The following is a 26,098-nucleotide window of genomic DNA, read 5'->3' as shown; positions in this document are numbered from 1 at the left end:
CTAGTGTTTTCTCAACGAGTTTTTAATAACGGTGGTTAAAAAATCTATCGCAACGGAATTCTGTCTCATATTCGGGATGATAAGATCCGCTTCATTTTTGGAAGGTTCAATAAATTCCTGATGCATTGGCTTCAAAGTTGTCTGATAACGGTGTAATACTTCGTTAAGATCTCTTCCTCTTTCCTGTGTATCTCTTCTGATCCTTCTGATCAGCCTTTCATCCGAATCTGCATGCACAAAAACTTTCAGATCAAATTCCTTCAATAATTCCTTGTTGGTAAGAACGAGAATTCCTTCTACTACCAATACATTTTTAGGTTCTACGGTAACGTGATCTCCTGTTCTTCCATGCGTTACAAAGCTGTAAATAGGCTGCTCAATGGATTCGTTATTTTTTAAAGCTTTTACATGTTTTATCAGAAGATCAAAATCGATGGATTTGGGATGGTCATAATTTAAGGCTTCTCTTTCTGCCAATGTAAGATTATGATTATCATGATAATAGTTATCCTGTGAAAGGATGTTCATTCCTTCGATGTCAAGCTGCTGAATGATCTTATCAACAACCGTAGTTTTGCCGGAGCCTGTACCTCCTGCAATTCCTATTACAAGCATTATTTTTGTTTCTTTATAGTTTTTACAAATATACTATTTTACTTGAATGCAAATAAATATTAAAAGCTGAAATTGTTCAGAAAAAATACTGTACAAAAACACAGGATCATAAATTCCACTTTTAGCTTGTTACTGCTTCTAATGAATCGATAATTGATTGCTCTCATAAAAAAAGCTCCGACGATGGTCGGAGCTGATCAATTTTATACGATTTCGCTGGTTAATTCTCTTGAAAGCAGTTTTTCGTGCATCGGTTTCAAAATATCCAGTGAGCCTGTTTTTACGGTACATTTACCCTTAAAATGGACAAGAATTGTACATTGTTCTGCCTGTTCTAAGGTATGTTTGCAGATCTCTATCAAGCAGTCAATTACATAATCAAATGTATGGACATCATCATTATGCAGGACTAACTTGTATACTTCATCCGTTTCGTCCAGAACAAGAACATCTTCTTCATATTGACGTTTTGGATTTTCGTAATCTTTTATATGGTTATAAAAAATCATTTTTTTATTGTTTAAACTTCTCCTATTTTTTCTGCAAGATCACTGATGCTGTTCTGTTCTTCATAGACCAGTTCTACCAGTTCAACGCTCTTATTATTCATCTTAAGAATTTTAAAATGATAATCTTCCAGATCAAACTCCTGATTTTCTTCCGGAATATCGGCTAAAGCATGAAGAATAAAACCAGCTAATGTATTGTACTCGCTTTCTTCGGAAAGCGGTAATTTTTTAGGGATAAATTCATTAATTTCGTCCAATGGCTGTGTTGCCTGAACCCAGTATGTATTTTCTCCGATCTTGTCTACAATTTTTTCTTCATCGTCTTCTTCATCCTGAATTTCTCCTACAAGCTCCTCCAAAATATCTTCGAGAGTAATGATCCCTTCAGTTCCTCCGAATTCATCAATAACGATTGCCAAATGCTGCTTTTTCTGCTGGAAAATTTTCAGTAAGTCTGAAATCTTTTTACTTCCTACCACGAAAAATGCGTCACGCATCAGTTCTTTAAGATCTTCATGATTCAGTTCACCTTTTCTTTTTACAAATTCTCTGATGATTTCTTTAGTATACAAAACACCAATCACGTTATCAATAGAATTTTCATAAACCGGAATACGGGAATATCCACTTTCCATGATTTTATTGATGATTTCATTGATATCTTCTTCAAAATCTATGGAAGTAATGTTCTGACGGGGAACCATGATCTGTTTTGCAGAATGATCTGTAAAATCAAATGCATTTTTAATGATCTCATAATTTTCCTCTTCAATTTCTCCGCTGTCGGCAGATTGTTTTACCAAAAGCTGAAGTTCTTCTGTAGAGTGAATTTCATGTTCTGAAGCCGGATGAATCTTTACCAGTCTCAAAAAGGTATTCGACATTAGATTCATCAACCAGATAAAAGGCTTGAAAACCGTATAAAAAACTCTTAACGGAATTGCAGTTGCCATTGTAGTAGATTCCGATTTTCTGATCGCAATTGACTTCGGAATAAGCTCACCGAAAACAATGTGCATAATCGTAATCAGTACAAAACTTGTGATCACCGAAATGGAAGTGATGGTTGCCTGACTAAGATCAATACTAAGCGAATGGAAAATATTTTCTACAATATGGTGTAACGCGCTTTCTCCAACCCAACCTAAAGCCAGGGAAGCCAGCGTGATGCCGAGCTGTGTAGCAGAAAGATATTCATCAAGATGTTTGATGATATGCTCTGCCTGCTTTGCCATTGAGTTTCCTTCTGCGGCTTTTATCTGAATCTGTGAATAACGAACTTTAACAATTGAAAATTCTGCGGCTACGAAAAAGCCATTAAGTAAAACAAGTAATAAGGCCAGCAAAAGCCTGACTATGTCCGAATCCATTTAGAAATTATATAAATTTAGTACTACAAATATATACAAAATAAAAATAACAAAAAAAGCATCGTGATGTACGATGCTTTAATATTGTGTTAAAATAATTTTTTACGAATTTTTCAAAGCTTCTGCTCCGGAAACGATCTCTAAGATCTCGTTTGTAATAGCAGCCTGTCTTGCTTTGTTGTAGAAAATTACCAAATCGTTTTTCAGAGCCTGCGCGTTATCTGTCGCTTTATGCATCGCAGTCATTCTCGCTCCGTGTTCAGAAGCTACTGAATCAAGGATGGCTTTGAAAACCTGAGTTTTGATTGATTTAGGAATCAGATTATCTAATATTTCTGTTCTGTTTGGCTCAAAAATATAATCTGTTTCTACCTGAGGTTCTGTATTCTCAGGCATTGAAATTGGAAGAAGCTGTTCTGTAGTTACTTCCTGAGTGGCAGCATTAACGAATTTATTATAAATTAAATATACTTCATCAAATTTACCTTCTGTAAAGTTTTTCATTACAGCTTCAGTAACATGAGCTACCGTATCAAAGTTCAGATTATCGTAAACAGCACTTTCGTTTGCGTATACCTTACGGGTTCTTCTTACAGCATCAAAAGCTTTCTTACCGATAGACAAAACTTCCACCTCATATTGAGATTTGTTCTGAAACTGTGCATTAAGCTCCTTAACAATAGATGAGTTAAAAGCTCCGGCAAGACCTCTGTTTGAAGTAATTGCAATAAAAAGCACTCTTTTTACTTCTCTCTTCTGAGCATAAACAGAAATCTGATCAGGATCTGAACTGGAATTTACATTCTGGATAAGTTCCTGTAATTTCTCAGAATAAGGTCTTAACATTACGATTGCATCCTGTGCTTTCTTCAGTTTCGCAGCGGAAACCATTTTCATAGCACGGGTAATCTGCATCGTGGATGAGATAGACGTAATTCTGCCTCGTATTTCTTTTAAGTTTGCCATATTGGGTTAGTTGTTGGTTGTCGGTTGTTGGTTGCTAGTTTTAGAAAATTCTGTCAACTATCAGCCAACAACCATCAACTAATTTTTAGTTATATTTAGAAGCTAAGTCATTTGCAGCCTGCTTAAGAACGCTGGTAATTGAATCATCAATTTTCCCTGCCTTAATTGCAGCCATTGTATCAGGATGCTTAGATCTTAAGAACTCGATGTATTCTATCTGGAATTCTTTTACTTTTCTGATAGGAACGTTTCTCAGTAAGTTTTCTGTTCCTGCATAAATCATTGCAACCTGGCTGTCTACCGGAAGTGGAGAGTTTACCGGCTGCTTAAGGATTTCCACGTTTCTTTCCCCTTTAGAGATTACCGCTAATGTAGCAGCATCAAGGTCTGAACCGAATTTAGCAAACGCCTCTAATTCTTTATACTGAGCCTGGTCTAATTTAAGTGTACCAGAAACTTTTTTCATTGACTTGATCTGAGCGTTACCTCCTACTCTGGATACAGAAATACCTACGTTGATCGCAGGACGAACCCCTGAGTTGAATAGATCAGACTCTAAGAAGATCTGTCCGTCTGTAATAGAGATTACGTTGGTAGGAATATATGCAGAAACGTCACCCGCCTGAGTTTCAATAATTGGAAGTGCTGTTAATGAACCCCCACCTTTTACGATTGGTCTTAAAGACTCAGGTAAATCGTTCATCTGTCTTGCGATATTGTCATCAGCGATTACTTTCGCAGCTCTTTCCAATAATCTTGAGTGAAGGTAGAAAACGTCTCCAGGATATGCTTCACGACCCGGTGGTCTTCTTAAAAGTAGAGAAAGCTCACGGTAAGCAACCGCTTGTTTAGATAAATCATCATAAACGATCAAAGCTGGTCTTCCGGTGTCTCTGAAGAACTCACCGATTGCAGCTCCTGCCATTGCAGAATATACCTGCATAGGAACCGGATCTGATGCGTTAGCCGCAACGATTACCGTATATGCTAAAGCTCCTTTATCCGAAAGTGTTTTAACAATTTGTGCTACAGTAGACGCTTTCTGTCCGATAGCAACATATATACAATATACAGGGTTACCTGCATCAAAGAATTCTTTTTGGTTGATGATCGTATCGATCGCAACAGTAGTTTTACCTGTCTGTCTGTCACCGATGATAAGCTCTCTCTGTCCTCTTCCAACAGGGATCATAGAGTCGATTGCAACGATACCTGACTGTAAAGGCTCGGTTACCGGCTGTCTGTAAATAACTCCGGGAGCTTTTCTTTCCAATGGCATTTCGTATAAATCCCCAGTAATAGGACCTTTACCATCGATAGGGTTACCAAGAGTATCTACTACTCTTCCTAACATTCCTTCTCCTACTTTAATAGAAGAGATTCTGTTTGTTCTTCTTACTGTATCTCCTTCTTTTACTAATTTACTTTCACCAAGTAGCGCAACACCTACGTTGTCTTCTTCAAGGTTAAGTACAATACCTTCTACATCACTAGAAAATTTCACCAACTCTCCGTATTGTACGTTTTCTAACCCGTATACACGAGCAATACCATCACCGATGGTTAAAACTGTACCTACTTCCTCAACATTTGATTGAGTATCGAAGTTGGCCAATTGCTGTTTTAAGATCGCAGATACTTCTGCCGGATTTATTTCTGCCATTGTATGGTTGTTTTTTCTTTTTTTGAATTAATTTAAGCTAAAATCTTTTTTAACCTGATTAAGTTTAGACTTCACAGAAGCATCGATCTGCTGATCTCCAACTCTTAAAATATAACCTCCTAAAATTTCAGGCTTTATATTCAGCCGCAAATCAAAATTTGCATTGGTATTAACAAGGTTGGAATTTCTTAAAATCTCATCAAGGTTTTCTTTAGAAAGCTGAGTTGCCGTTGTTACCGTCACTCTCTGCACTCCACTGATATCTTCAACTTTATTGATGAATTCCTGAGCGATATTCTTTAATTGGCTTTCACGACCGTGCTTGATCACCAATGTAATCAAATTTTTGGAAGAAACCGATAAACCTTTGAAAATTTCGTTTGCTACTTCTACTTTCTTTTTAGAATCGATGTAAGGTGTCATGAAGAATTTGTTTAAGTCTGCAGACTCTTTCATGATCTTTACTACATCTTTCATTTCAGAAAATACAGTAGCCGTTTGACCTGATTCGTTGGTGAAGTCAAGTAAACCTTGTGCGTATCTTTTAGCTACTTTAGATGTAAGCATTATTAGTTAAGGTTTGATTTGTTTAAATAATTTTGAACTAATTCGTTTTGAGCTTCGCTGTTATCTAACTTCTGCTTCAAAATAGACTCCGCGATGTTTACTGATAAAGTACCGATCTGAGTTTTGATATCTGCCATTGCAGCGTTTTTCTCAGCATTGATGGTTTGTTTAGCAGCTTCAATCATTTTATCTCCTTCTACTTTAGCAACATCTTTAGCTTCACCTACGATTTTATCTCTGATTTCTCTTGCTTCTTTAAGGATAGCATCTCTCTCGATTTTAGCCTCACGAATAATTCTTTCGTTATCCTCTTTTAAAGTTTCCATCTCTTTTCTTGCTAATGTAGCCTGATTAAGAGCGTCAACAATAGAAGTTTCTCTATCATTAATAGATTTTAAAATAGGTTTCCAAGCAAATTTGCCTAACAAGAATAACAATGCCAGAAAAATAACAGACTGGATAATAAATAATCCTGATGAAAACTGATGAATTAATTCCATTATATAAATGTATAAATAATTATTACTTTTTTTCTTAAATAACCACTACCTGTAACCAACCGTTACGGATAGTGGTTTAATTTTAATTAGTTTACCGCGAATAGAGCAGCAAACGCAACACCTTCTACAAGTGCAGCTGCGATAAGCATAGCTGTTTGGATTTTTCCAGATTGCTCAGGTTGTCTAGCGATAGCTTCAAGAGCAGCAGCTCCGATTTTACCAAGACCGATACCTACACCTAGTACTACGATACCAGCACCTACAATTTTAGGGATTTCCATAATATATAATTTTAAAAAATTTGTTTCTGATAAATTAATTTAAACTTTCAAATTAGTGAGCAGCGTGGTGTTCATGCTCATGCTCCTGCACTGCCATTCCGATGAATAAAGCAGATAACATTGTAAAAATATAAGCCTGTAAGAATGCAACTAATACTTCTAACAAATAAATTACTAATGTTAAGAAAGGGAATGCAACTCCTGCCACTACATTTTTAAATACATAAATCAATCCGATCAAACTCATTACTACAATATGTCCTGCAGTCATGTTTGCAAAAAGTCGGATCATCAATGCAAAAGGCTTAGTAATTGTTCCTAATAATTCGATTGGCAACATAATCAATTTCATTGGAACAGGAACTCCAGGCATCCAGAAAATATGCTTCCAATAATCTTTGTTTGCCGAAAAAGTCGTAATCAGGTAAGTAAGAATAGCCAGAAAGAACGTCATCGTAATATTCCCTGTAACATTAATTCCGAATGGCATCAATCCTAATACGTTCAAAAATAAGATAAAGAAAAATACTGTTAAAAGATAACCAATAAATCTTTTATATTTATGCCCGATATTCGGAATAGCGATTTCGTCTCTCACGAAAATTACCAAAGGCTCCAAAAATCTTGCTGCACCTGTAGGAACAGCAGACTTTTTATAAGACTTAGCCATTCCGGTAAACAATAAGAACATGAAAACCGCTGTCAATAAAATAATCAAAACACTCTTCGTAATTGATAAATCTAAAACCTTTTCCGAAGTAACATGACCTTCTTCATCTTCTTTTAAATTTCCAGCCGCATCAGTCTTGTAAATTTTTTCATGATGTAATTTATAGAAAGCTCCGTCAACCTCTGTAGTTTCACCATGCATGAATCCCTCTTTACTGTTGCTCATGAAAGCGTGAAAACCGTTATCATAAAAAATAACCGGAAGAGGAAAACCAATATGATGACCTTCTTTATCCACCATCAATGTAAAATCGTGAGCATCCAATAAGTGATGATCGATATACTCTTTGTTTTCTTTACTTACTTTATCTTTTTCAGATAGCTCTGTAGTAGCAGAACCTGCTTCAGCATCAGCACCACTATGCTGTGCAGACACTAAGTTTAATACAAAAATACTGTAGAATAAAACTGCGAATTTCTTAAACATTGATAGGTTTTTTTCGTTGTGCAAAAATATAATAATTTTTCTAGTTTCAATAAATATTTTTACTGTTTTTTGTCATAATTAATAAGCTTAATTGCATAGTAGGTAAGAAGGGTTGTCAGGACAAAATATGGTAATATAAAGTGAAATTTATAGCCGGGAATAGATTCAAAGTTTAGTTTTTTTCTAATTAAATACATTAATCCAAACTTTAAAAGAATTAATCCAATAACTGACAAACCTAAAAACTCAGGAGCTATTCTATTAATTAAGACAATAAGTGTTATCATCATCATAAACATAACACTCAGAAAAAGATAAAACTTTACAATAATGATTTCATCAAGATGGAAAACAAATTTCCATAATGAAAAATGAATCAAAAATGTTAAAAAAAACAGTATTGTAACCAGAATATTTGGATTGACCTTCATTTTTTATTTTAGTTGTAACCTAACATATATAAATATATAAGGTAATTTTAACGAACACAAAAATAGACTTTTTCTATCGTATTCTGCCACAATTTGATTTTTATCATCTCAATCATTTCGGAATACTTTCAATTCAAGTAAAAATCCTATTTATAGAATAAAAAAATCATCCATATAATTTTAATATTAATTCATAAAAAGCAACTTATTTGTATATTTGCAATCAATTTTATAAAAACACTTTGCTTTAATCTCATTTATAATAAGAACTTGTTTTTCATGCATCAAATGAGTTTTTACATATATATAATTTTTTGCTACATCAATTAAAGAAATTATCTAATGTTTGTTATGTTTTAGCAGAGTACTTTTTTACAACACAAATAATTAAACACTTCTGATGATAAAAAAAACATTTAATCGATTGTATTACGCTGTTTCCTATTGGAGAATTGATGATTCTTTAGATTCGGATAAAGAGAAAGATTCTGCTATTCTTTTCAATATCTACATCTTTTTATTATCTGTATTTTTCCTAATTCAGTCTGCCTTTAATATCTTTTTTATCGGGATTTATTCTAATGCTCTCTTATTATTCTGTATATCCCTGTTTTACTGCTTCTGTTTTCTCTTCCTGAGAGATATTCTCATGAATAGATACTGTATAATTCTGTCTTTTATTGCCTTAACATTCCTGGTTACGTTTTATTCCTGTTATTACGGTATTAAAAGTGGTACATTTTTGTATTATTTTCCTCTATTGCTGGCAGTTTATTTATTTTTCTCTTCGGAAAATGATCGCTTATTAATTATTTTTCTCACTGCATTGATCTTATCAAATATTTATATTTCTGCATTTTCAGATTTTGAAATTTTTGATCATAATGAAAAGTATGAAAGCTTTGACAATTATCTGTTAATCGTAAACATCTCATCTGTACTTATCTTAATGTTTGTCAATTCGTATTACTTTATCCAGAAGCGGGAAAAATATTATATTACACTTTATCGAAATCTTTACAGAAAACAACAAATTGAAAACCTCAGCAACGAACTAAAACGGTTAAAAGAAAATTTAAATAAAGAAGCATTTTCTGAGGAAACATTAAAAGAACTTATTGAATCCGTACAGTTAAGCGATATGATCTTTATCGAAAAATTCAATACAGCATTTCCTGATTTTTTTGAAAAACTAAATGCAATCAGTTCGAATTCTCTTAACATTTCAGATAAGAAAATGTGTGCAATGCTTAAGTTGGGATTTACAAGTAAGCAAATTGCCATCTATACAAATTCCTCTATAAAATCTGTGGAAGGCAAAATCTACAGATTGAGAAAGAAACTCAATTTATCATCAGATGTAGATTCCAGAGTCTGGTTTTCTGCCATATGATTAAAATTACAGCGTATTCTGACACCTTACTTTGCCACACGAGGACTTCTGAGGTCTTGTTAATTAAATAGTTGCGATTATTTTTCATCTATTTGTATCGGTACACTTTAATCTAAAAAAAACAGATAGAAGTATAACTTTAAATACATATAGATGAATATTAGATTTCTTTTTATTTTAACTTGCATTTGCAGTATATTCTGGAATGCAAAAGCTCAAAATTGCAACGCATTATATATAATAAATGCTCAGAACGGAAATGTCTATGATATTTCTTCATTGAACGGAAATTTGCCCGCCGCTACAACCAATATGTCTTCTTCGGCAAGAAGCAATTTGGCTATGGGATCCAATCCTGCCAATACATCACAAACGGTTTTTACCTCTTCTAATATATCTGCCAACTCTCCGGTGTATGTAAGCAATTCCTCTATAGGAACAAATTTACCGTTAGGCGTGGGAGGATTAACTGCAAATCCTATATCAGGTTCTTCTACAGCAGGATATGTTTATGGCATATCAGATAATAAAAGTCTTATTAAAGCAAGTCCTGCACCTGCAGCCAATCTCGGAACGATTACCGGCGACACCATCTGGTCTGGCGGTACTGTTGCAAGCGACTCTTTTTTCGATTCAAACGGAAGAATGTATACTGTAGTTACACAAGGTTCGGCAAGATATATTTACAGAATAGATTTGTCTACTTTACAGGCTGCACAGGTTGTTCAGTTGAGTGGTAATCTGCCGTCGACTTTTCAGGGATTGGCGTTTTATAACGGGAATATTTATGCTGTTGAGGGGTTCTCCACAACAATACTATTGGCAAGTTCTTTTGGAGCAAGAATTTATGAAATAAATCCTAATACGGGTGTAAGCACAGTAAAAACATCATATACGTTAAATACTCTTTTAGGTCCATTTTCTAATGCAGATGATTTAGATCTTGCTTCTTGTCAGTCATTTACGCCCTCTGCCGCTCCTACCTGTAATGAATTGTTCGGTATCAATTCAAACCAGGGAATAACTTATAAGATCAATTTTGATTCTGCCGGTAACATTACAGGAACAACATCGGTAGCAGACGGTACGCCAGCCACTCATGGTAATATGTCTTATGGTCCTATTGCCGGAAATTTATCTCAAAATCAATTTGTCTCCTCGCCTAATGGTTCCTCAGGAAGAATCTGGGTTGGAGTAGCTACATCAGCTAATACTACTTATCAACAACAAAGTACTTCAACAACCTGGGGTTCACCTTTAGGAATTGGTACCGATCCCTCTACAGGCTTAGTGTATGGAATTAACAACAAAGCTTTAACAAGATGGTCAGGAAGCGGAGCTGCCACAACATTAGGAAATGTGACAGGTGATGCCAATTGGACAAATGGAAGATCCCTGAATGATATTGCCGTAGATAACGGAGGAAACCTGTATTTAATTATTAGCGTAACCGACACTAATAACTGGCTGTACAGAATAAATCCTTCAACACTTACAGCAACACCGGTAACGCAGATGAGCGGAACCGTGCCGGATCTCACCACTTCTAACGGTAATGGTTTAGCGTACCTTGGAAATTATTTTTACTACAGCAGAATAAACGGAAACGGAACCGATCTTTGGAAATTGGACGCAATGACAGGTATTTCTTCTTTTGTGGGAAATATTGCAGGTACCAGTACAAACCGAAGAGATTTTGGCGATTTAGGATCCTGTGCTACTGTTACGAACGTACCCGGAAACTTTACATTTGACTGCAGTGCTCCCGGCGGAGGTATAGTAGGAGCACAACTGTTTGCAAACGGAAATATTCAAAATTCTGTATTACGAATTCCTATTTCAGGAGCAGTAAACGGATTGGCAGAATTTACTTTAAGCGGTAACGGAATTACAACATCCCCTTCTCCATATGTAGCATTCATTTCACAGGGAGCCAGTTATGTTGATATTCCTTTTACCTATGACGGAAGCGGCAGTGCGGGAAATCTTACAATTTCAATAACATCTCCTCGTGCGACAGGATCATGCTCTATAACTATTGTAATAAAAGATTCTGTTTGCTATGAAGATCCAGCTTTAGTAGCCAACCAGACTTATCCGGTAAAACATGGAATAACTTCGCTTGGAAGAGCGGGTGCCAATAACGGAAACTGGCCTATGCTGAGAAATTCTGCCTATACTGTACTGGAAAGTAAAACAAAAGGTTTTGTAATTACCCGAAACAGCAATCCGGAAGGAACAATTGCAATTCCCGTAGTAGGAATGATGGTCTTTGATACAGACGAAAACGCAGGAAAAGGCTGCCTTAAAATCTATACAGGATCTGCTACAGGAGAAGGCTGGAAGTGCTTCACCACACAAACCTGTCCATAAAATATCATCATTGAAATACTTAAAAAATTTTAACGATTAATTAAAACATAAAATGAAAATAATTATATTGGTAACTCTTACCTCAGTTTTGAATATAATGAATGCTCAGGTAAGAATCGGAGAAAAATCCATAACAGCTAATCCAGATATTACAAATACGTCTGTTTTATTAGAATTCGGAGATACTCATGATAAAGGCATCATACTCCCCTATGTAGAAACTGTACCTACAGGAACAAATAATTCGAAAGGCGGAACATTTATTTTTGACGCATCTTCCAATACAGAATATAAAGTAAAGGTAAAAAATGAAAATACCGGATGGACCGATTTAAGTGTACAATCCGGTTACAGCACAACAGTTGAAGCCACTGTAAAAGTACCACAAGCTTCACCTTTAACAGATCATCCGAACGCAAAAACTGTCATTGGTAATTCCGCTACGACAACTGATGGTATTTTGGTTTTAGATTCCAATGACAAAGCAATGGTATTGCCAATCGTTACAGACTTTATGGCAATCAAGAATCCATCTCCGGGAATGCTGGCTTTTATAAAACATCCCACTGATTCTTCTAAACACAGGCTTATTCTATTTAATGGTCAGAAATGGACATTTTGGAAACCTTAGAGTAATTGTCATTCTAATTCTAAACCCCAACAGGCTTCCAAAAGAAGTCTGTTTTTCTGTATAAAGATCAATATCCGATTAATATATGAAGATGACCTTCAAATTGAATAAATATAATTCTCTGTCTGGTTTTTTATCTTTATTGAATGTTTACAATCTTATCACCATGAGAATTCTCATTTTACTAAAAAATTTCCTTATTTTTGCAAACCTATAATTTACAATACATATGTTTAATAGTTTACAGGATAAATTAGACAAAGCGCTTCATAATATTTCAGGACGTGGAAAAATCACGGAAATCAACGTTGCGGAAACCGTAAAAGAAATTCGTAGAGCATTGGTGGATGCCGATGTTAATTATAAAGTTGCAAAAGATCTTACCAAAAGAGTTCAGGATAAAGCTTTAGGACAGGACGTTCTTACATCGCTTACTCCGGGACAGCTGATGACTAAAATCGTTCATGACGAATTGGTGGATCTGATGGGAGGTTCTCAGGAAGGAATCAATCTTTCCGGAAAACCGTCTGTAATTCTTATCGCAGGACTTCAGGGGTCCGGTAAGACTACTTTCTCCGGAAAACTGGCGAATTATTTAAAGACAAAAAGAAATAAAAAACCTCTTTTGGTTGCGTGTGACGTATATCGTCCGGCTGCTATTGATCAGCTTAAAGTTTTAGGCGGACAAATCGGGGTTCCGGTTTTCACGGAAGAAGGTTCTATGGATCCTTCAAGCATTTCTCAGAATGCGATTAATTTTGCAAAAGCTAACGGTCACGATGTTGTGATCGTGGATACAGCTGGTCGTTTAGCAATCGATGAGCAGATGATGAAGGAAATTAAAACCGTTCATTCTGTTATTACGCCAAACGAAACGCTTTTCGTTGTTGACTCTATGACGGGACAGGATGCTGTGAATACAGCTAAAGCATTCAACGATACTTTGAATTTTGACGGGGTTGTTTTAACGAAATTAGACGGTGATACCCGTGGTGGAGCCGCTTTAACAATCCGTTCTGTTGTTGAAAAGCCAATTAAATTCATTTCTACAGGTGAGAAAATGGAGGCTTTGGATCTTTTCTACCCGGAAAGAATGGCAGACAGAATTCTTGGAATGGGAGACGTTGTTTCCTTGGTAGAAAGAGCTCAGGAACAGTTTGATGAAGAGGAAGCGAAAAAACTTCACAAGAAAATCGCTAAAAATGAATTTGGTTTTGATGACTTTTTAAAGCAGATTAACCAGATCAAAAAGATGGGTAATATGAAGGATTTGATGGGGATGATTCCGGGTGTAGGAAAAGCGATTAAAGATGTTGAGATCAGCGATGACGCATTCAAGCATATCGAAGCAATCATCTACTCTATGACTCCCGAAGAAAGAAGAAAACCTTCCATCATCAATACCCAAAGAAAAAACAGAATTGCAAAAGGCGCAGGAAGAAAAATTGAAGATGTAAACCAATTAATGAAGCAATTCGACCAAATGGGCAAAATGATGAAAATGATGCAGGGTCCACAAGGAAAACAGATGATGCAGATGATGAGCAAAATGCCAAATATGCCTGGAATGGGCGGAATGTTCGGCAAATAAACACAAAAAAACGATTAAAAAATAATTATTATGGAAATCAATCAACAAGGGAACAACCAACCTTACAAATCAGAAAAAAAAGTAACTGCTGGAATTTTAGCACTCTTACTTGGTGCATTCGGAGTACATAAATTTTATTTAGGCTATACAAAAGCAGGAATTATTCAGATCTTACTGAGTTTATTATGCCTCGGAGGTTTAATTGCTTTTATTGAAGGAATTATTTACCTTACAAAATCTGATGAAGAATTTGACAGAACATATGTTCAGAACCAGAAAGAATGGTTTTAAAACTTTAGTATTTTACAAATACAAAATCCGGCTCATATCTGAACCGGATTTTTTGTTTATCCTAATGAAAGAAATTGAATTATTTATCAGATTTCTGAGCTTTAGCTTTGATGAAATAAGAGAAACCTACGTTTACCCCGAAAGTATCTACTCTATTCTTAAATTCAGTTCCGAAATAAGTTTCTTTGTTTGAGAATTGATCGAAAGATACCCCTAAGTTAATCCCTAAAGACTGAGTTGCCATATAAGTAACTCCTCCTTTCACTTTCCACGCTAAACCGTCAGCAGTAAAATCTGTTGAAGTTCCTGAAATAGTTTCTTTTGTTTTGCTCGAAGCATAACCGATACCTGCTCCCAAGAAAGGAACTACTTTGCTGCTGTTGGCAAAATAATAAGTCGCAGTCGGCATTACAGAAAAGCTGGAAACAGTATTCTTATCACCGTTGTCTTTTGTTGTAACACTTGTGAAACCTAAATCAATTCCTACGGCTAATTTGTCTATTACAAAATAACCTACAGATGGAGTAACAGCGAAAGTGCTTACTTTAGTCCCGTCAAAAGTCTGTCCGTTCACCTTTGTTTTAGTTTCCATATTGTTGAAACCAATTCCTGTATTTCCGCTGATTACCCAGTCTCCTTTAGTCATCTGAGCGTTAGATAATCCGAAAAATGCGATTGCACCTGCTAATAATAGTTTTTTCATAGTTAAAAAATTTATTTTAAAGTTTATTTAAAGATTAAAAAGCCCTAAGTAAAACTCAGGACTTTTTAGTTTATATGCTTTGTTTATTATTTTGCAAAAACATATTTTACACCGATTCCAACAGAAGCCAAATCAAGACCGAAGTTGTAGCTATCTACACTTTTAGCATTCTTGTATTTGAAGTTGCTGTATCCGAATTCTCCGATTGTAGCTTCAATAGTCCAGTTTTTGTTTAAGAAATAATCTAAACCTGGCTTCACAGCAACACCGAAAGAATTGAATTTCTCTTCTGTAGTGTTTGTTACATTTGCAACAGTATTCTCAAGCTTATCTTTTCCGAAAGCCATTGGTACAGAAAGCTGACCGAAGATGTAGAATTTCTCACCTAAAGTCCAGTACTTTCTTGCAAATGGCTCTACAACAAATGCAGAAACAGTGCTTTTAGTAGTTGCAAGTGCACCTTCATTTTTTGCTACACTTGAAGCATAACCTACTCCAACTCCAACTGCTACATTTGTTCCAACGAAATGTCCGATTGTAGGAACTAATCTTAAATTACTAGTCTTAGCGTTTGTATTGTTATCTTCAGTAGCTGCAAAGTTTAAAGTTCCTGATACATATGTAGTTCCCTTAGCGATTTGCGCATTAGATAAACCGAAAAGTGCGATAGCACCTGCTAATAATACCTTTTTCATTTTTTTAATAATTTTAATACTTTCTGACGGCAAATTTACAGTGACCGCTGTGAATATTAAAATTTGTTAATGTGATTAATATCATCGGAAATTTTTAGCAATTTCCAACAATAAATCTTATTAAATAAAGGCTTTTAGCGTTTTCACAAATTTTTGAATAAAAAAACTCCAATTTTGCAATCGGAGTTCATTATAGTTGATTTTAAAAAATTTACTTAAGGAATAAATTTACCCCGAAATTCACCGCTCCGAAGTTAAATCTGTCGTCACCATACCAATAAGGGCCACGACCTTTGTATTTACTGCCTACACTCTGGAATCCCAAATACAGTTCTGTATTCTTCATTTGATATCCTACTCTCGGTGCTACATACAATCCACTGTTGATATAGTTTCTGGTAGAAATTCCTGCTCCAAGATCCAATCCTACAAACAAAGGAATCTTATTAAATCTGTATTTTCCGGAAACAGCAACAGGTATAAATCCAAAATCGTCTACATTATCTTTTCCGAAAAAATGAGAATATCCTGTAGCAGCACCAATATCAAGACCTTTCGTGATATTCCACATATACGCTGCATCTAATCCCAGAGTTACACTCGCAGCATCTGCCGCATCTCCAAGCGGTGCACCAACATGAGCTCCCAGTCTGAAACCTTCCTGAGCCTGCGTAAGACCTCCTAAAAACGCAAAAGCACCTAATAATAGTAGTTTTTTCATTTTAATAATTTTAAATTTTGAATTTACTAATGATAAAAATGTGGTAGCATTTTATAAAAAAAAGCGGTACAAATTCTGTACCGCTTTAATTTTTTATGAGAATAATTCTTAGTTTCCTCCGAATTTAAATCCTACACCCACTTGAGCAAAGCTGTTGGTTACTTTACCTCCGCTTCCATCATTAGAAAGGTTAGAAACACCTAAGCTATATCTTGCATCAAAGAACAATCCGTTCTCCAGCATATATTCTACACCAACAAAAGGTGCAATATTTAAAGATTTAGTTTGTTTTTTGATGTCTACTTCGCCGCTACTTTCGCCATCAGTTACATCTACACTGATAAGATCTGAACCGATTACAGTTTTTTGCTTAGCCGAAAGAATAACTCCAAAATTAGCTCCTGCTGCAACAGAAAAACCTTCTGTAATGAAATATTTTGCAGATACCGGAAATAAAAGAGTTCCATAGGTAACTTTTGTTTGTTCACCAACAAACATTACTCCAGCGTTTACTCCATCAATTTTTTCTTTAGCTCCAAGAGGTGAATATAGTACTTCAGCCTGAAAACCAAAATTATCATTGATTTTGTATTCTGCCATACCTCCAATATAAAAAGTATATTTAGGATCCATGTTTCTTTTTCCAAGATCATCTTGCTTTTCATCAACCTTAATTGTTGACATAGCAAAACCAGCTTTAGGTCCGAATCTGAATTCCTGAGCTTTTGCGCTCAATCCCATAACAGCGACTGCTGTCAAAAGAAATAATTTCTTCATAGTTAATAGTTTTTTTTATTAATCAGCCGCAAAAATAGTATTTTTTTTCTAATATCAAAATTTTTGTTATTGATTGTTTAAAAATTAAAAAGCAGATCAACTCCTGTTAATCTGCTTTTCAATTATATTACGATAAATTGTTTAATCGTTTCGCTGTCTTTTCTCCTCATCATTGTAGGCAAGAATAATTTTTCTTACAACAGGATGCCTTACAACATCTTCTTCAGTTAAATGAACAAAACCGATTTCTTTTACATCCTTTAGAATTCTCATGGCTTCTTTTAATCCGGATTGCTGTTTCGGAGGTAAATCCACCTGACTCGGATCTCCGGTGATGATGAATTTAGCATTCATCCCCATTCTGGTTAAAAACATTTTCATTTGGGAATGAGTCGTATTTTGGGCTTCATCCAGAATTACAAACGCATCATCCAGAGTTCTCCCTCTCATAAAAGCTAACGGAGCCACTTCAATCACTTTCTTTTCAATAAAGCCTTCCAGCTTTTCATGCGGAATCATGTCGCGTAACGCATCGTACAAAGGCTGTAAATACGGATCCAGCTTTTCCTTAAGATCACCCGGTAAAAATCCTAAACTCTCCCCTGCTTCAACGGCAGGTCTTGTTAAAACAATTCTTTTAACGGTTTTATCCCTCAAAGCTTTTGCCGCCAAAGCCACACTCGTATACGTCTTTCCCGTTCCGGCAGGTCCGATCGCAAAAACCATATCTTTTTTCTCAGTTTCTTTAACTAATTTTTTAAGGTTGGTGGTTTTCGCTTTGATGATTTTACCATTAACGCCTTTTACAATGATATCCTGATCAAAAACAAGCTGTTTTTCGTTTTCATCTTTAATATTCAGAAGATTTTCAACATCTTTCAGGTCTATAGAATTATTTTTTGAAATAAAATTGACAATATCATCAAGCTTTTTCTTAAAAATATCCAAAGCTTCCTGATTGCCCATCGCAAAAATATAGTGATCTCTTCCGGTAATTTTAAGAGTGGGAAAAGTAGATTTTATAAGGTTGAAAAATTGGTTGTTTACTCCGTAGAAGATTTTCGCATCGATATCCTCAAGATCATATGTCAATTCAAACATGCAGTATTATTATTAATTTTAGATTTTAAATTTAAAGCTTTTTTTGAAATTTATATCAAATTCTTTTCCATAATTTTTCCGGCATTCCTTTTATTTTAGATAAATTTGCATTTCTATCATTCTATACAACCATCAATGTCAATTATAACCCTCACTTCAGATTTCGGAAATTTGGATTACAGAGTTGCCGCTGTAAAAGGGAGCATTCTTTCTCTGAATCAGAAGGTTAATATTGTTGATATTAGTCACGAAATACAGGCTTTTAACCTTATACAAACGTCTTACATCGTAAGAAATGCTTACAAACATTTTCCGAAAGGCACCATACATATTGTTTCCGTAGACAGTTTTCATAACAGAAACAGGAAAAATATTTTATATAAATCCGACGGTCATTACTTTTTGGCGGCGGATAACGGCGTTTTAAGTTTAATCTTTTTTGATATTAAACCTGAAGCCATTTACGAAATTACATTAAATAACCGTTTCGACGATATCGTTAATTTTACTTCTACGGATGTTTTTGTTCCTGCAGCCGTTCATCTGGCAAACGGAGGACTTCCCGAAGTAATCGGAAGAAAAATAGACTCTGCAAAGCAGCTTCTGTTTCCGAAACCTGTTTACAATGAATCTGAAAAAATGATTATCGGAGAAGTTACCTACATTGATAATTTCGGAAATATAATCTCAAATATTAATAAAGATTTTTTCGAAACCATCTCAAAAGGATACGAAAGTTTTACGATAAAATTCAGAAACTTAGCACTTTCAAGAGTCTTTTCGAGTCATACGGAAGTGGTTTCGGACTGGGATCGGGAAACAGAATTTCACGGGCAGTCTGCTGCAATCTTCAATGACAGTCAGCTTTTGGAGCTTACCATTTACAAAGGAAGCAGAAAAAACGGGGCAAAATCCCTGTTTGGACTTAACGTGGGCGAGAATATTTACATTGAATTTTTCTAAAATTTAATATTTCATAAAAAAATCGATTTTTTTTATATATTTGTCAAAATCTAAAAATTAAAAATGGCAGAATACAAATTATTGCTTCCGTCCATGGGAGAAGGTGTTATGGAAGCGACAATTATCTCCTGGTTGTTCAACGAAGGTGATAGCGTAAAAGAGGATGATTCCGTAGTAGAAATTGCAACAGATAAGGTAGATTCAGACGTTCCGACACCCGTTTCGGGGAAAATCGTAAAGATTTTGAAACAGAAAGACGAAGTTGCAAAAGTAGGTGAAGCCATTGCTATTTTAGAAATTGAAGGAGAAGGCGGAAACCCAGTTTCTGAAGAAGTAAAAACGGAAACTCCGACTGCTGCTCCGGACGCAGAAACCTTAAAAACCATTGAAGAACCTTTAAAAGCAGCTGCTTCAACAGAGTTTTCGGGAGATCTTTATCTTTCGCCGCTTGTAAAATCTATTGCTCAGCAGGAAAATATTTCTGAAACCGAACTGAAAGCCATCAAAGGAAGCGGTCTGGAAGGAAGAATTACCAAAGAAGATATTTTAGCATACGTTAAAAACAGAGGAAACCAGCAAGTTCAGCAGGCAGCTCCAGTACAAACTGCATCTGTTCCACAACCGGTTGCAACTTCAGCTCCGGCTGCTACGATTACGGCTGCTGCAGGTGATGAGATCATTCCAATGGACAGAATGAGAAAAATCATCGCTGAAAACATGGTAAAAGCGAAGCAGATTGCTCCGCACGTTACCTCTTTCATTGAAACAGACGTTACCAACGTTGTAAAATGGAGAAATAAAAACAAATCTCTTTTTGAAAAACGTGAAGGTGAAAAACTGACGTTCATGCCGATTTTCGTGAAAGCAGTTGTGAAAGCGATTCAGGATTTCCCTATGATCAACGTATCAATCAGCGGAGAAAACATCATCAAAAAGAAAAACATCAACATCGGTATGGCAACAGCTTTACCGGACGGAAACCTTATCGTTCCTGTTATTAAAAATGCAGATCAGTTATCACTTTCAGGATTGGCAAAAGCGATCAACGATTTGGCGTACAGAGCAAGAAACAAAAAATTAAGACCTGAAGATACTCAGGGCGCGACATATACAATTTCTAACGTAGGAAGCTTCGGAAATTTAATGGGAACTCCGATTATTCCTCAACCTCAGGTTGCAATCTTGGCAATCGGAGCCATCGTTAAGAAACCTGCCGTTCTTGAAACTCCGGACGGAGATGTAATCGCGATCAGAAACCTGATGTTCATGTCTCATTCATACGACCACAGAGTTGTAGACGGTTCTTTAGGCGGAATGATGCTGAAACATGTTCATGATTACCTTGAAAACTGGGATCTGAACACGGAAATATAATTTATAAATGATGAATGATGAATGATAAGTGATAAATGATACAATTGTTATATTAAGCTTATCGAAACATCTTTACAATATAAAACCTTCGAATTTTTTCGGAGGTTTTTTTGTTAGCAAATATTTCTTATTGATTAGATTCTAACTCGTATTTTATTTCAGTATCCAGCTTGAAATTTTCTTTTTTATTGGACAGATAAATACTTTTCAGACTGTCATTTTTATCAAGATCGATGTGTAGATCAAAATGATCTGTAGATTTGTTTTTTAAAATTTCATAGAGATGATCAGGATCTAGATGTATTTTCATTCTTAAAACAGGCGCAAAAAAATATTCTTCCGACTTAGGTTTCATTCCGGCATTTTTAGTGACTTTAAGATCAATTTCATCAAAGGGACGTATTATAAGAGGTCGATTTTCATAGAAAAATTTTCTGTTTATGAGTGTATCTGCTGAATAAGATGAATTTGATAAATAATGATAAGTCACAGGACTAAATTCTATTCCTGAAAACCCGGAGCCGCTTTTTATCGTAAGATATGGGGTAATTTTTATTTTATTCTGAGCAAAAAATACTGCGACATCTCTATTTACCTCTTTATTAAACCAAGGCTTTAAAACCGCAGTTCCCCTAAGTTTTTGTGTTACTTTATAATTCGCTTTTACAGTAAACGCTCCATGTTTTCCAAAGGTAAGCCCAAAATTTTCGCTATTTTCAATGTTTTTCCTGATAAGGTCATTATCAATTTCTCCATTGAATTCATAAAATTTGTTGTCCTCAAAACAGAACCAAAGCAAATGAAGTTTTTTAGGCAGAAGTTTTTCATTTACCGATAAATGATTTTCCCCATTGGGAATATTAATAGTATCATCTTTGTTTATGAACTTATTTTCCAGAAGTACAGTATTTATATTCTCTTCGTTTTCAACATAAATATAATAATCTGATCTGTCAAATCTTTTGTAAGCAGTTTCATGCAAAAAAATTCCGATAATTAATCCTCCAATAAGAATTAATAAAATGATATTCCAAATTTTAATAGCCATTTATATGCGCTTTAGCCAATCCTGATAACAATACTAAAAACAAGCTGTAAATAATAAGAAAAATAAACATACAGACAAGAATTATAATGTACACCGTTCTGATTTCTTTACCTGTTGTTACTGCAGAACTTATAAGAATAATTAGCATGTTAATGATTAACAGATAAAGATAATTATTTAAAAAATCATTTGATAAAAAATCATAACGCTGTAAAAACAGAATATGTGAAAGCAAAAAAAATATAAAAACCAATATCACATTTGTAGAGTTTTTTTTCAGTAGCTGATCTCTATTTTTATAAATATTCATCATGTTTTATAAACTTTTTTCCGTTTTTGTGTAAATCTACTCATTAATATTTAAATTTAACACAATTTAAAAAACCCTTTTCACCGTGGAACTCGATTTCAGAAAACTAAACGTTAAAAAACTTTTCGATTTTTCAAAAGAAGAGGAAAATCTGATTTTTGAGGTTTATGACAACCTTTTTGAAATTTACGATATTGCCGTTATTGAAATCAAAGACTCCCCTTTTCATGAATTTAACTCCGCTGAAGAAATACCGCTTTTTACTCCAAAAATAGGCTATTTTATTACAGACGAAAACAAGCAAAATTCTTTTTATCTTTTTATTGTCAGTAAAATCGGAACAACTGTAAAAGGAGCGTACACAACAACTTCTTACGACAGTCTGCAAATCTGGGGAATGAAAAAATTAAGCAGTGATTTTGAGTTCATTTCAGTCAACAGAAAAAAATGGGCAGATAAAATTGCAGGAATATTCAGCAGCTTTACTGTTAATTTCAAAGACCGTGATTTTAAAGACTTTTATGTTTTGGGAAGTGATCCTTTAAAAACCCAATCCTTTTTAAACTCAGAACGAAAAGAAATAATCAAAGCGTTTTCTGATGAAGATTTTAAGCTGGAAATTAAAAACGACTTATTAAGCTTCGCCTTGCCTAAAGAACTTTCTGTACAAAATGCTTTAATGGTTTCAAAATTTTTGAAAGAAATATAAATTCCTTATTTTTATCAACAATCTTGCGACAAACCATTTAATGCAGAAAATAATAGTCATCATCCGAAGATCTCTAAAAAAATCTTTTGATAATATTAGAAACGAACAACTGAAGTACAATCTGCTTCAGGCAATTCCTTTTTGGATCGGTTCCGTAATTACGGGTTTTGTGGCGGTGATGTATGCCAAAATTTTTGCATGGGGAGAAAATCTTTTGCATTTTATTTTGGACTGGCATTCCTGGATGATCTTCATTATTGCCCCGATTGGTTTTGTCTTGTCTTGGTGGCTCGTGAAAGAATTTGCCCCGAATGCAAAAGGAAGCGGAATTCCTCAGGTGATGGCAGCCGTAGAATTAGCCAACCCGAAAGAACATAAAAAGATCCGAAGTTTACTAAGCTTAAAAATTATTGTTTTTAAAATTCTTTCTTCTTTGGTTTTGGTTATCGGGGGCGGTGCAGTCGGTCGCGAAGGTCCTACGATTCAGATTGCAGGTTCTGTTTTCAGAAAAGTAAACGAATACCTTCCCGAATGGTGGCCGAAAATTTCAAAGAAAAACATGATCATGACGGGTGCAGCAGCGGGACTTGCAGCGGCTTTCAACACACCTTTAGGCGGAATTGTTTTCGCTGTGGAAGAGCTTTCCAAAACGCATATCAATTACTTTAAAACCGCTCTGTTTACCGCAGTTATCATTGCGGGTTTAACGGCTCAGACTTTGGCAGGTTCTTACCTGTATTTGGGATATCCGAAAACAAATGACGTTTCTTTAATGGTCATGTTTCCCATCATTTTAGTGGGCGGAATTGCCGGAATTTTAGCCAGTCAGCTCTCCGTAATCATGCTGAAAATGAATGACTGGAAGAAAAGAAAACTTAAAACAGACCGTGCGAACGTAGCATTTTTAATTTTCTGCGCTCTGATCATCGCTTCTATAGCCTTTTTCATCAACAGAGAAATATTGGGCTCCGGAAAAGAAATCATGGAACGCGTTCTTTTTACTTCAGAAAAACATGAAGACTGGTACGTTCCGGTTTTAAGAATGTTGGGTCCTGCCCTTTCCTTCACTTCCGGCGGCGCAGGAGGAATTTTTGCCCCTGCTTTAACAGCCGGAGCAAGTATTGGTTCTGTTATTTCAGGATTCATTCATTTAAGCCCGAATGAAACCAATGTTGTTGTTTTGGCAGGAATGGTTGCTTTTTTAACCGGAATTACAAGAGCACCTTTTACATCGGCAATCATTGTTCTGGAAATGACCGACAGACATTCTTTAATATTTCATCTTATGTTAGCCGGAATGGTGTCTTCCATTGCCTCGATCTTGGTAAGCCGACATTCTTTATATGATATCATCAAAGTGAATTTTTTAACAGAGATCAGAAAAGACGACCGTATGTAAAGTTCAGGGTTTTGGGTTTAAAGTTTATTTCTCAGAAATGCTTCAACAGCCAAAAACCATAACTAACAACACTTCGCCATCAATTATTTTCAAGAAAGACTCCTCTTATATTGCATATTACAAATATATTGTCTACTTTTGCACCTCGAAATAATTAACAAATTTTTTAACATTATGAACAATTACGAAACTGTTTTCATTTTAACTCCCGTTCTATCTGAAGCTCAGGTGGAGGAAGCAGTGAACAAGTATGTAGATCTTATCAAAGAAAAGAACTGCGAAATCGTTGCTAAAGAAAACTGGGGATTAAAAAAATTAGCTTACCCGATCCAATTGAAAAAGAACGGATTCTACACTTTAATCGAGTTTAAAGGTGAAGGTTCTGTAGTTGCTGATTTAGAATTGGCATTCAAGCGTGACGAGAGAGTAATCCGTTACCTTACTACAAAACTAGACAAACACGCTGTTGACTACGCTGTAACTAGAAGAGCAAAAGTAAAAGCAGCTAAAGCTTAATTATTAACCCTATTTTTTAAAAAGAAAAGACATGGCAATAGACGAAATGGCTAAACAAGCCTCAGCTGGAGGAGAATCTGAAGTAAAATTCCTTACTCCGCTTGATATCAATACAAAATCTGAAAAGAAATATTGTAGATTCAAAAAATACGGAATTAAGCACGTTGATTATAAAGATGCTGATTTCTTATTACAGTTCGTAAACGAACAAGGTAAAATCTTACCAAGAAGATACACAGGAACTTCTTTAAAATACCAAAGAAAAGTTTCTGCTGCAATCAAAAGAGCAAGACACTTGGCGTTACTACCATACGTAGCTGACTTATTAAAATAAAAAAATTGCAATTAGCCATTAGCTTCTCGCTTTTGGCTTTTTGTTGCTGAATTAATTTATAAATTCTAACGATGTGAAGAGTAAACCGGAACATACAATCCGGAGCTCCAAACTCTAAAACGGACAACAACAATGAACATTATCCTAAAAAAAGACGTAGAAAACTTAGGTCTTGAATTCGACACAGTAAGCGTAAAGCCTGGTTATGCAAGAAACTTCCTTATTCCTCAAGGGTATGCTTTATTAGCTACTCCTAAAAACATTGCAGCTTTAGAAGCTACTTTGGAGGCTAGAAAAGAAGAAGAAGCGAAATTGGTTGCTGCTGCAACTGCTGTAGTTGAGCAATTAAAGAAAACTTCTATCACAATCCCTGCAAAAGTAGGTACAGGTGATAAATTATTTGGTTCTATCAACAATGCGGATCTTGCTGAAGCTCTAGGAAAAGCAGGAGTATCTGTAGATAAAAAATACATCAAAATTCCTGGAAACACGATCAAGAGAACGGGTAAATTCTCAGCTCTTGTTAGACTTCACAGAAACGTTGAGTACAACTACGAATTCGATGTTGTATCTGATGCTCCGGTTGAAGCTCCGAAAGCAGCTCCTGCTAAAAAAGAAGAAGCATCTTCTGAAGAAGCTTAATCAAGACGAGATTTTCTCAACATATAAACCACTTCAACCGAAGTGGTTTTTTTATGTCTTTGCGAACAGACTGAAGGTCTGTGAACGTACTTCTAATGCAACGAAGCAATCTCTTACAATAATCTATTATTACATCAACAGATTTGTCATTTCGACGAAGGAGAAATCTACCTTCCAAGCAGAACATCTTTATATTTTTCAGGAGCTATTTCCCGCTTTCCATTACAATCTTTTTTTGCAAAAAAGGATTTTCATTACAATCGGGGCTAAAATTCCCCTCATCAATCAATACTGATACGTTTTCACAGCATTTACCTCTCCAAAAATAAAGAATGAAGCAGAAATTTAATTATCCTAAGTTCGGAATAAGTCTTCTTAAACGCAAGGTTAAACAAAGAGATTCAATTATCAGGAATTCTGCTTTTAAGATATACAAAGGCGTAAAATTGATCAAAGTAATACCATTTTT

27 protein-coding genes are annotated in these 26,098 nt (G+C 35.2%); 12 read left to right on the top strand and 15 right to left on the bottom strand.

Annotated elements, in window-relative coordinates; all coding sequences use genetic code 11:
* The 9 genes from udk to atpB form a co-directional block, all read right to left on the bottom strand.
* Positions 1 to 615: a uridine kinase gene (gene udk, locus AC52CF_RS09085; protein ID WP_076390068.1), complete on the bottom strand. Its 615-nt coding sequence runs from the start codon at positions 613 to 615 to the stop codon at positions 1 to 3.
* A gap of 203 nt (positions 616 to 818) precedes the next feature.
* Positions 819 to 1,124: an ATP-dependent Clp protease adaptor ClpS gene (locus AC52CF_RS09080; RefSeq protein ID WP_214589881.1), complete on the bottom strand. Its 306-nt coding sequence runs from the start codon at positions 1,122 to 1,124 to the stop codon at positions 819 to 821.
* Positions 1,125 to 1,135: 11 nt separating this feature from the next.
* A complete protein-coding gene (locus tag AC52CF_RS09075) occupies positions 1,136 to 2,494 on the bottom strand; it encodes a hemolysin family protein (protein WP_214589882.1) in 1,359 nt (452 codons plus the stop codon).
* Between the two features lie 102 nt (positions 2,495 to 2,596).
* Positions 2,597 to 3,460 carry an ATP synthase F1 subunit gamma gene (atpG, locus tag AC52CF_RS09070; RefSeq protein ID WP_214589883.1) on the bottom strand — a complete coding sequence of 288 codons (864 nt, stop codon included), beginning with the start codon at positions 3,458 to 3,460 and terminating at the stop codon, positions 2,597 to 2,599.
* 85 nt (positions 3,461 to 3,545) lie between these two features.
* Entirely contained in the window at positions 3,546 to 5,123 is a 1,578-nt protein-coding gene (atpA, locus tag AC52CF_RS09065; RefSeq protein WP_214589884.1) for a F0F1 ATP synthase subunit alpha, read from the bottom strand.
* Positions 5,124 to 5,150: 27 nt separating this feature from the next.
* Positions 5,151 to 5,690 (bottom strand): ATP synthase F1 subunit delta, encoded by a 540-nt coding sequence (gene atpH / locus AC52CF_RS09060; protein ID WP_214589885.1) that lies wholly within the window; start codon positions 5,688 to 5,690, stop codon positions 5,151 to 5,153.
* Positions 5,691 to 5,692: 2 nt separating this feature from the next.
* Positions 5,693 to 6,190, bottom strand: a complete 498-nt coding sequence (locus AC52CF_RS09055) for a F0F1 ATP synthase subunit B (protein WP_108409973.1) — start codon at positions 6,188 to 6,190, stop codon at positions 5,693 to 5,695.
* Between the two features lie 86 nt (positions 6,191 to 6,276).
* Positions 6,277 to 6,471 (bottom strand): ATP synthase F0 subunit C, encoded by a 195-nt coding sequence (gene atpE / locus AC52CF_RS09050; protein WP_002979108.1) that lies wholly within the window; start codon positions 6,469 to 6,471, stop codon positions 6,277 to 6,279.
* A gap of 52 nt (positions 6,472 to 6,523) precedes the next feature.
* Positions 6,524 to 7,627, bottom strand: coding sequence for a F0F1 ATP synthase subunit A (gene atpB, locus AC52CF_RS09045; RefSeq protein ID WP_214589886.1), 1,104 nt, complete (start codon positions 7,625 to 7,627; stop codon positions 6,524 to 6,526).
* Positions 7,628 to 8,458: 831 nt separating this feature from the next.
* On the opposite strand from atpB, the gene AC52CF_RS09040 reads away from it, so the two are divergent.
* The 5 genes from AC52CF_RS09040 to AC52CF_RS09020 all read left to right on the top strand — a co-directional run bounded on the left by AC52CF_RS09040 (position 8,459) and on the right by AC52CF_RS09020 (position 14,337).
* Complete coding sequence (locus AC52CF_RS09040; protein WP_214589888.1) at positions 8,459 to 9,451, top strand: helix-turn-helix transcriptional regulator; 993 nt, start codon at positions 8,459 to 8,461, stop codon at positions 9,449 to 9,451.
* A gap of 153 nt (positions 9,452 to 9,604) precedes the next feature.
* The gene (locus tag AC52CF_RS09035; RefSeq protein WP_496518081.1) at positions 9,605 to 11,824 is read left to right on the top strand and encodes an SMP-30/gluconolactonase/LRE family protein; all 2,220 of its coding nucleotides are present in this window, start codon (positions 9,605 to 9,607) and stop codon (positions 11,822 to 11,824) included.
* Positions 11,825 to 11,876: 52 nt separating this feature from the next.
* Positions 11,877 to 12,455 carry a hypothetical protein gene (locus AC52CF_RS09030; RefSeq protein ID WP_214589890.1) on the top strand — a complete coding sequence of 193 codons (579 nt, stop codon included), beginning with the start codon at positions 11,877 to 11,879 and terminating at the stop codon, positions 12,453 to 12,455.
* A gap of 229 nt (positions 12,456 to 12,684) precedes the next feature.
* Positions 12,685 to 14,046 (top strand): signal recognition particle protein, encoded by a 1,362-nt coding sequence (gene ffh, locus AC52CF_RS09025; RefSeq protein ID WP_087710379.1) that lies wholly within the window; start codon positions 12,685 to 12,687, stop codon positions 14,044 to 14,046.
* 30 nt (positions 14,047 to 14,076) lie between these two features.
* Positions 14,077 to 14,337 (top strand): TM2 domain-containing protein, encoded by a 261-nt coding sequence (locus AC52CF_RS09020; RefSeq protein WP_214589891.1) that lies wholly within the window; start codon positions 14,077 to 14,079, stop codon positions 14,335 to 14,337.
* 79 nt (positions 14,338 to 14,416) lie between these two features.
* Here the strand turns inward: AC52CF_RS09020 and AC52CF_RS09015 are convergent, their stop codons facing one another.
* The 5 genes from AC52CF_RS09015 to AC52CF_RS08995 form a co-directional block, all read right to left on the bottom strand.
* Entirely contained in the window at positions 14,417 to 15,040 is a 624-nt protein-coding gene (locus AC52CF_RS09015) for an outer membrane protein (protein ID WP_214589892.1), read from the bottom strand.
* 86 nt (positions 15,041 to 15,126) lie between these two features.
* Positions 15,127 to 15,735 (bottom strand): outer membrane protein, encoded by a 609-nt coding sequence (locus AC52CF_RS09010; protein WP_375191129.1) that lies wholly within the window; start codon positions 15,733 to 15,735, stop codon positions 15,127 to 15,129.
* Between the two features lie 211 nt (positions 15,736 to 15,946).
* Positions 15,947 to 16,456 (bottom strand): hypothetical protein, encoded by a 510-nt coding sequence (locus AC52CF_RS09005; protein ID WP_375181650.1) that lies wholly within the window; start codon positions 16,454 to 16,456, stop codon positions 15,947 to 15,949.
* 108 nt (positions 16,457 to 16,564) lie between these two features.
* Complete coding sequence (locus AC52CF_RS09000) at positions 16,565 to 17,233, bottom strand: porin family protein (protein WP_235130628.1); 669 nt, start codon at positions 17,231 to 17,233, stop codon at positions 16,565 to 16,567.
* A 141-nt stretch (positions 17,234 to 17,374) separates the two neighbouring features.
* Positions 17,375 to 18,334 carry a PhoH family protein gene (locus AC52CF_RS08995; protein ID WP_087710390.1) on the bottom strand — a complete coding sequence of 320 codons (960 nt, stop codon included), beginning with the start codon at positions 18,332 to 18,334 and terminating at the stop codon, positions 17,375 to 17,377.
* 135 nt (positions 18,335 to 18,469) lie between these two features.
* Between AC52CF_RS08995 and AC52CF_RS08990 the strand changes: the two genes are divergently transcribed.
* Both AC52CF_RS08990 and AC52CF_RS08985 read left to right on the top strand, forming a co-directional pair.
* Positions 18,470 to 19,297, top strand: a complete 828-nt coding sequence (locus AC52CF_RS08990; protein ID WP_185204670.1) for an SAM hydrolase/SAM-dependent halogenase family protein — start codon at positions 18,470 to 18,472, stop codon at positions 19,295 to 19,297.
* Positions 19,298 to 19,360: 63 nt separating this feature from the next.
* Complete coding sequence (locus AC52CF_RS08985) at positions 19,361 to 20,671, top strand: dihydrolipoamide acetyltransferase family protein (RefSeq protein ID WP_214589896.1); 1,311 nt, start codon at positions 19,361 to 19,363, stop codon at positions 20,669 to 20,671.
* Positions 20,672 to 20,798: 127 nt separating this feature from the next.
* On the opposite strand, the gene AC52CF_RS08980 is transcribed toward AC52CF_RS08985, so the two are convergent.
* Positions 20,799 to 21,719, bottom strand: coding sequence for a hypothetical protein (locus AC52CF_RS08980; RefSeq protein WP_214589897.1), 921 nt, complete (start codon positions 21,717 to 21,719; stop codon positions 20,799 to 20,801).
* A 395-nt stretch (positions 21,720 to 22,114) separates the two neighbouring features.
* Here AC52CF_RS08980 and AC52CF_RS08975 point away from each other — a divergent pair, with 395 nt between their 5' ends.
* From AC52CF_RS08975 to rplI, 5 genes are all read left to right on the top strand, one after another.
* Entirely contained in the window at positions 22,115 to 22,738 is a 624-nt protein-coding gene (locus AC52CF_RS08975; protein ID WP_214589898.1) for a hypothetical protein, read from the top strand.
* A 40-nt stretch (positions 22,739 to 22,778) separates the two neighbouring features.
* Positions 22,779 to 24,137 carry a chloride channel protein gene (locus AC52CF_RS08970; protein WP_214589899.1) on the top strand — a complete coding sequence of 453 codons (1,359 nt, stop codon included), beginning with the start codon at positions 22,779 to 22,781 and terminating at the stop codon, positions 24,135 to 24,137.
* 174 nt (positions 24,138 to 24,311) lie between these two features.
* A complete protein-coding gene (rpsF, locus tag AC52CF_RS08965; protein WP_066434819.1) occupies positions 24,312 to 24,653 on the top strand; it encodes a 30S ribosomal protein S6 in 342 nt (113 codons plus the stop codon).
* 31 nt (positions 24,654 to 24,684) lie between these two features.
* Complete coding sequence (gene rpsR / locus AC52CF_RS08960; protein ID WP_002979091.1) at positions 24,685 to 24,987, top strand: 30S ribosomal protein S18; 303 nt, start codon at positions 24,685 to 24,687, stop codon at positions 24,985 to 24,987.
* Positions 24,988 to 25,119: 132 nt separating this feature from the next.
* The gene (gene rplI / locus AC52CF_RS08955; RefSeq protein ID WP_214589900.1) at positions 25,120 to 25,629 is read left to right on the top strand and encodes a 50S ribosomal protein L9; all 510 of its coding nucleotides are present in this window, start codon (positions 25,120 to 25,122) and stop codon (positions 25,627 to 25,629) included.
* Positions 25,630 to 26,098 lie beyond the last annotated feature (469 nt).

The sequence above is a fragment of the Chryseobacterium sp. 2P genome, assembly GCF_059579425.1.
The sequence above is the reverse complement of the archived record's forward strand: the minus strand, read 5'-3'. Positions and strand labels throughout refer to the sequence as shown.

Excerpts from the sequence above, each read along its gene's own strand:
- AC52CF_RS08985 (WP_214589896.1), top strand. The coding sequence starts at position 19,361 with ATGGCAGAATACAAATTATTGCTTCCGTCCATGGGAGAAGGTGTTATG.
- AC52CF_RS08980 (WP_214589897.1), bottom strand. The coding sequence starts at position 21,719 with ATGGCTATTAAAATTTGGAATATCATTTTATTAATTCTTATTGGAGGA.
- AC52CF_RS08970 (WP_214589899.1), top strand. The coding sequence starts at position 22,779 with ATGCAGAAAATAATAGTCATCATCCGAAGATCTCTAAAAAAATCTTTT.
- AC52CF_RS09040 (WP_214589888.1), top strand. The coding sequence starts at position 8,459 with ATGATAAAAAAAACATTTAATCGATTGTATTACGCTGTTTCCTATTGG.
- atpG (WP_214589883.1), bottom strand. The coding sequence starts at position 3,460 with ATGGCAAACTTAAAAGAAATACGAGGCAGAATTACGTCTATCTCATCC.
- AC52CF_RS09055 (WP_108409973.1), bottom strand. The coding sequence starts at position 6,190 with ATGGAATTAATTCATCAGTTTTCATCAGGATTATTTATTATCCAGTCT.
- AC52CF_RS09030 (WP_214589890.1), top strand. The coding sequence starts at position 11,877 with ATGAAAATAATTATATTGGTAACTCTTACCTCAGTTTTGAATATAATG.
- AC52CF_RS09035 (WP_496518081.1), top strand. The coding sequence starts at position 9,605 with ATGAATATTAGATTTCTTTTTATTTTAACTTGCATTTGCAGTATATTC.
- AC52CF_RS09080 (WP_214589881.1), bottom strand. The coding sequence starts at position 1,124 with ATGATTTTTTATAACCATATAAAAGATTACGAAAATCCAAAACGTCAA.
- AC52CF_RS09020 (WP_214589891.1), top strand. The coding sequence starts at position 14,077 with ATGGAAATCAATCAACAAGGGAACAACCAACCTTACAAATCAGAAAAA.
- AC52CF_RS08990 (WP_185204670.1), top strand. The coding sequence starts at position 18,470 with ATGTCAATTATAACCCTCACTTCAGATTTCGGAAATTTGGATTACAGA.
- AC52CF_RS09075 (WP_214589882.1), bottom strand. The coding sequence starts at position 2,494 with ATGGATTCGGACATAGTCAGGCTTTTGCTGGCCTTATTACTTGTTTTA.
- AC52CF_RS09015 (WP_214589892.1), bottom strand. The coding sequence starts at position 15,040 with ATGAAAAAACTATTATTAGCAGGTGCAATCGCATTTTTCGGATTATCT.
- udk (WP_076390068.1), bottom strand. The coding sequence starts at position 615 with ATGCTTGTAATAGGAATTGCAGGAGGTACAGGCTCCGGCAAAACTACG.
- AC52CF_RS09000 (WP_235130628.1), bottom strand. The coding sequence starts at position 17,233 with ATGAAGAAATTATTTCTTTTGACAGCAGTCGCTGTTATGGGATTGAGC.
- AC52CF_RS09010 (WP_375191129.1), bottom strand. The coding sequence starts at position 15,735 with ATGAAAAAGGTATTATTAGCAGGTGCTATCGCACTTTTCGGTTTATCT.
- atpB (WP_214589886.1), bottom strand. The coding sequence starts at position 7,627 with ATGTTTAAGAAATTCGCAGTTTTATTCTACAGTATTTTTGTATTAAAC.
- rpsR (WP_002979091.1), top strand. The coding sequence starts at position 24,685 with ATGGCAATAGACGAAATGGCTAAACAAGCCTCAGCTGGAGGAGAATCT.
- atpE (WP_002979108.1), bottom strand. The coding sequence starts at position 6,471 with ATGGAAATCCCTAAAATTGTAGGTGCTGGTATCGTAGTACTAGGTGTA.
- atpA (WP_214589884.1), bottom strand. The coding sequence starts at position 5,123 with ATGGCAGAAATAAATCCGGCAGAAGTATCTGCGATCTTAAAACAGCAA.
- rpsF (WP_066434819.1), top strand. The coding sequence starts at position 24,312 with ATGAACAATTACGAAACTGTTTTCATTTTAACTCCCGTTCTATCTGAA.
- ffh (WP_087710379.1), top strand. The coding sequence starts at position 12,685 with ATGTTTAATAGTTTACAGGATAAATTAGACAAAGCGCTTCATAATATT.
- atpH (WP_214589885.1), bottom strand. The coding sequence starts at position 5,690 with ATGCTTACATCTAAAGTAGCTAAAAGATACGCACAAGGTTTACTTGAC.
- rplI (WP_214589900.1), top strand. The coding sequence starts at position 25,120 with ATGAACATTATCCTAAAAAAAGACGTAGAAAACTTAGGTCTTGAATTC.
- AC52CF_RS09005 (WP_375181650.1), bottom strand. The coding sequence starts at position 16,456 with ATGAAAAAACTACTATTATTAGGTGCTTTTGCGTTTTTAGGAGGTCTT.
- AC52CF_RS08995 (WP_087710390.1), bottom strand. The coding sequence starts at position 18,334 with ATGTTTGAATTGACATATGATCTTGAGGATATCGATGCGAAAATCTTC.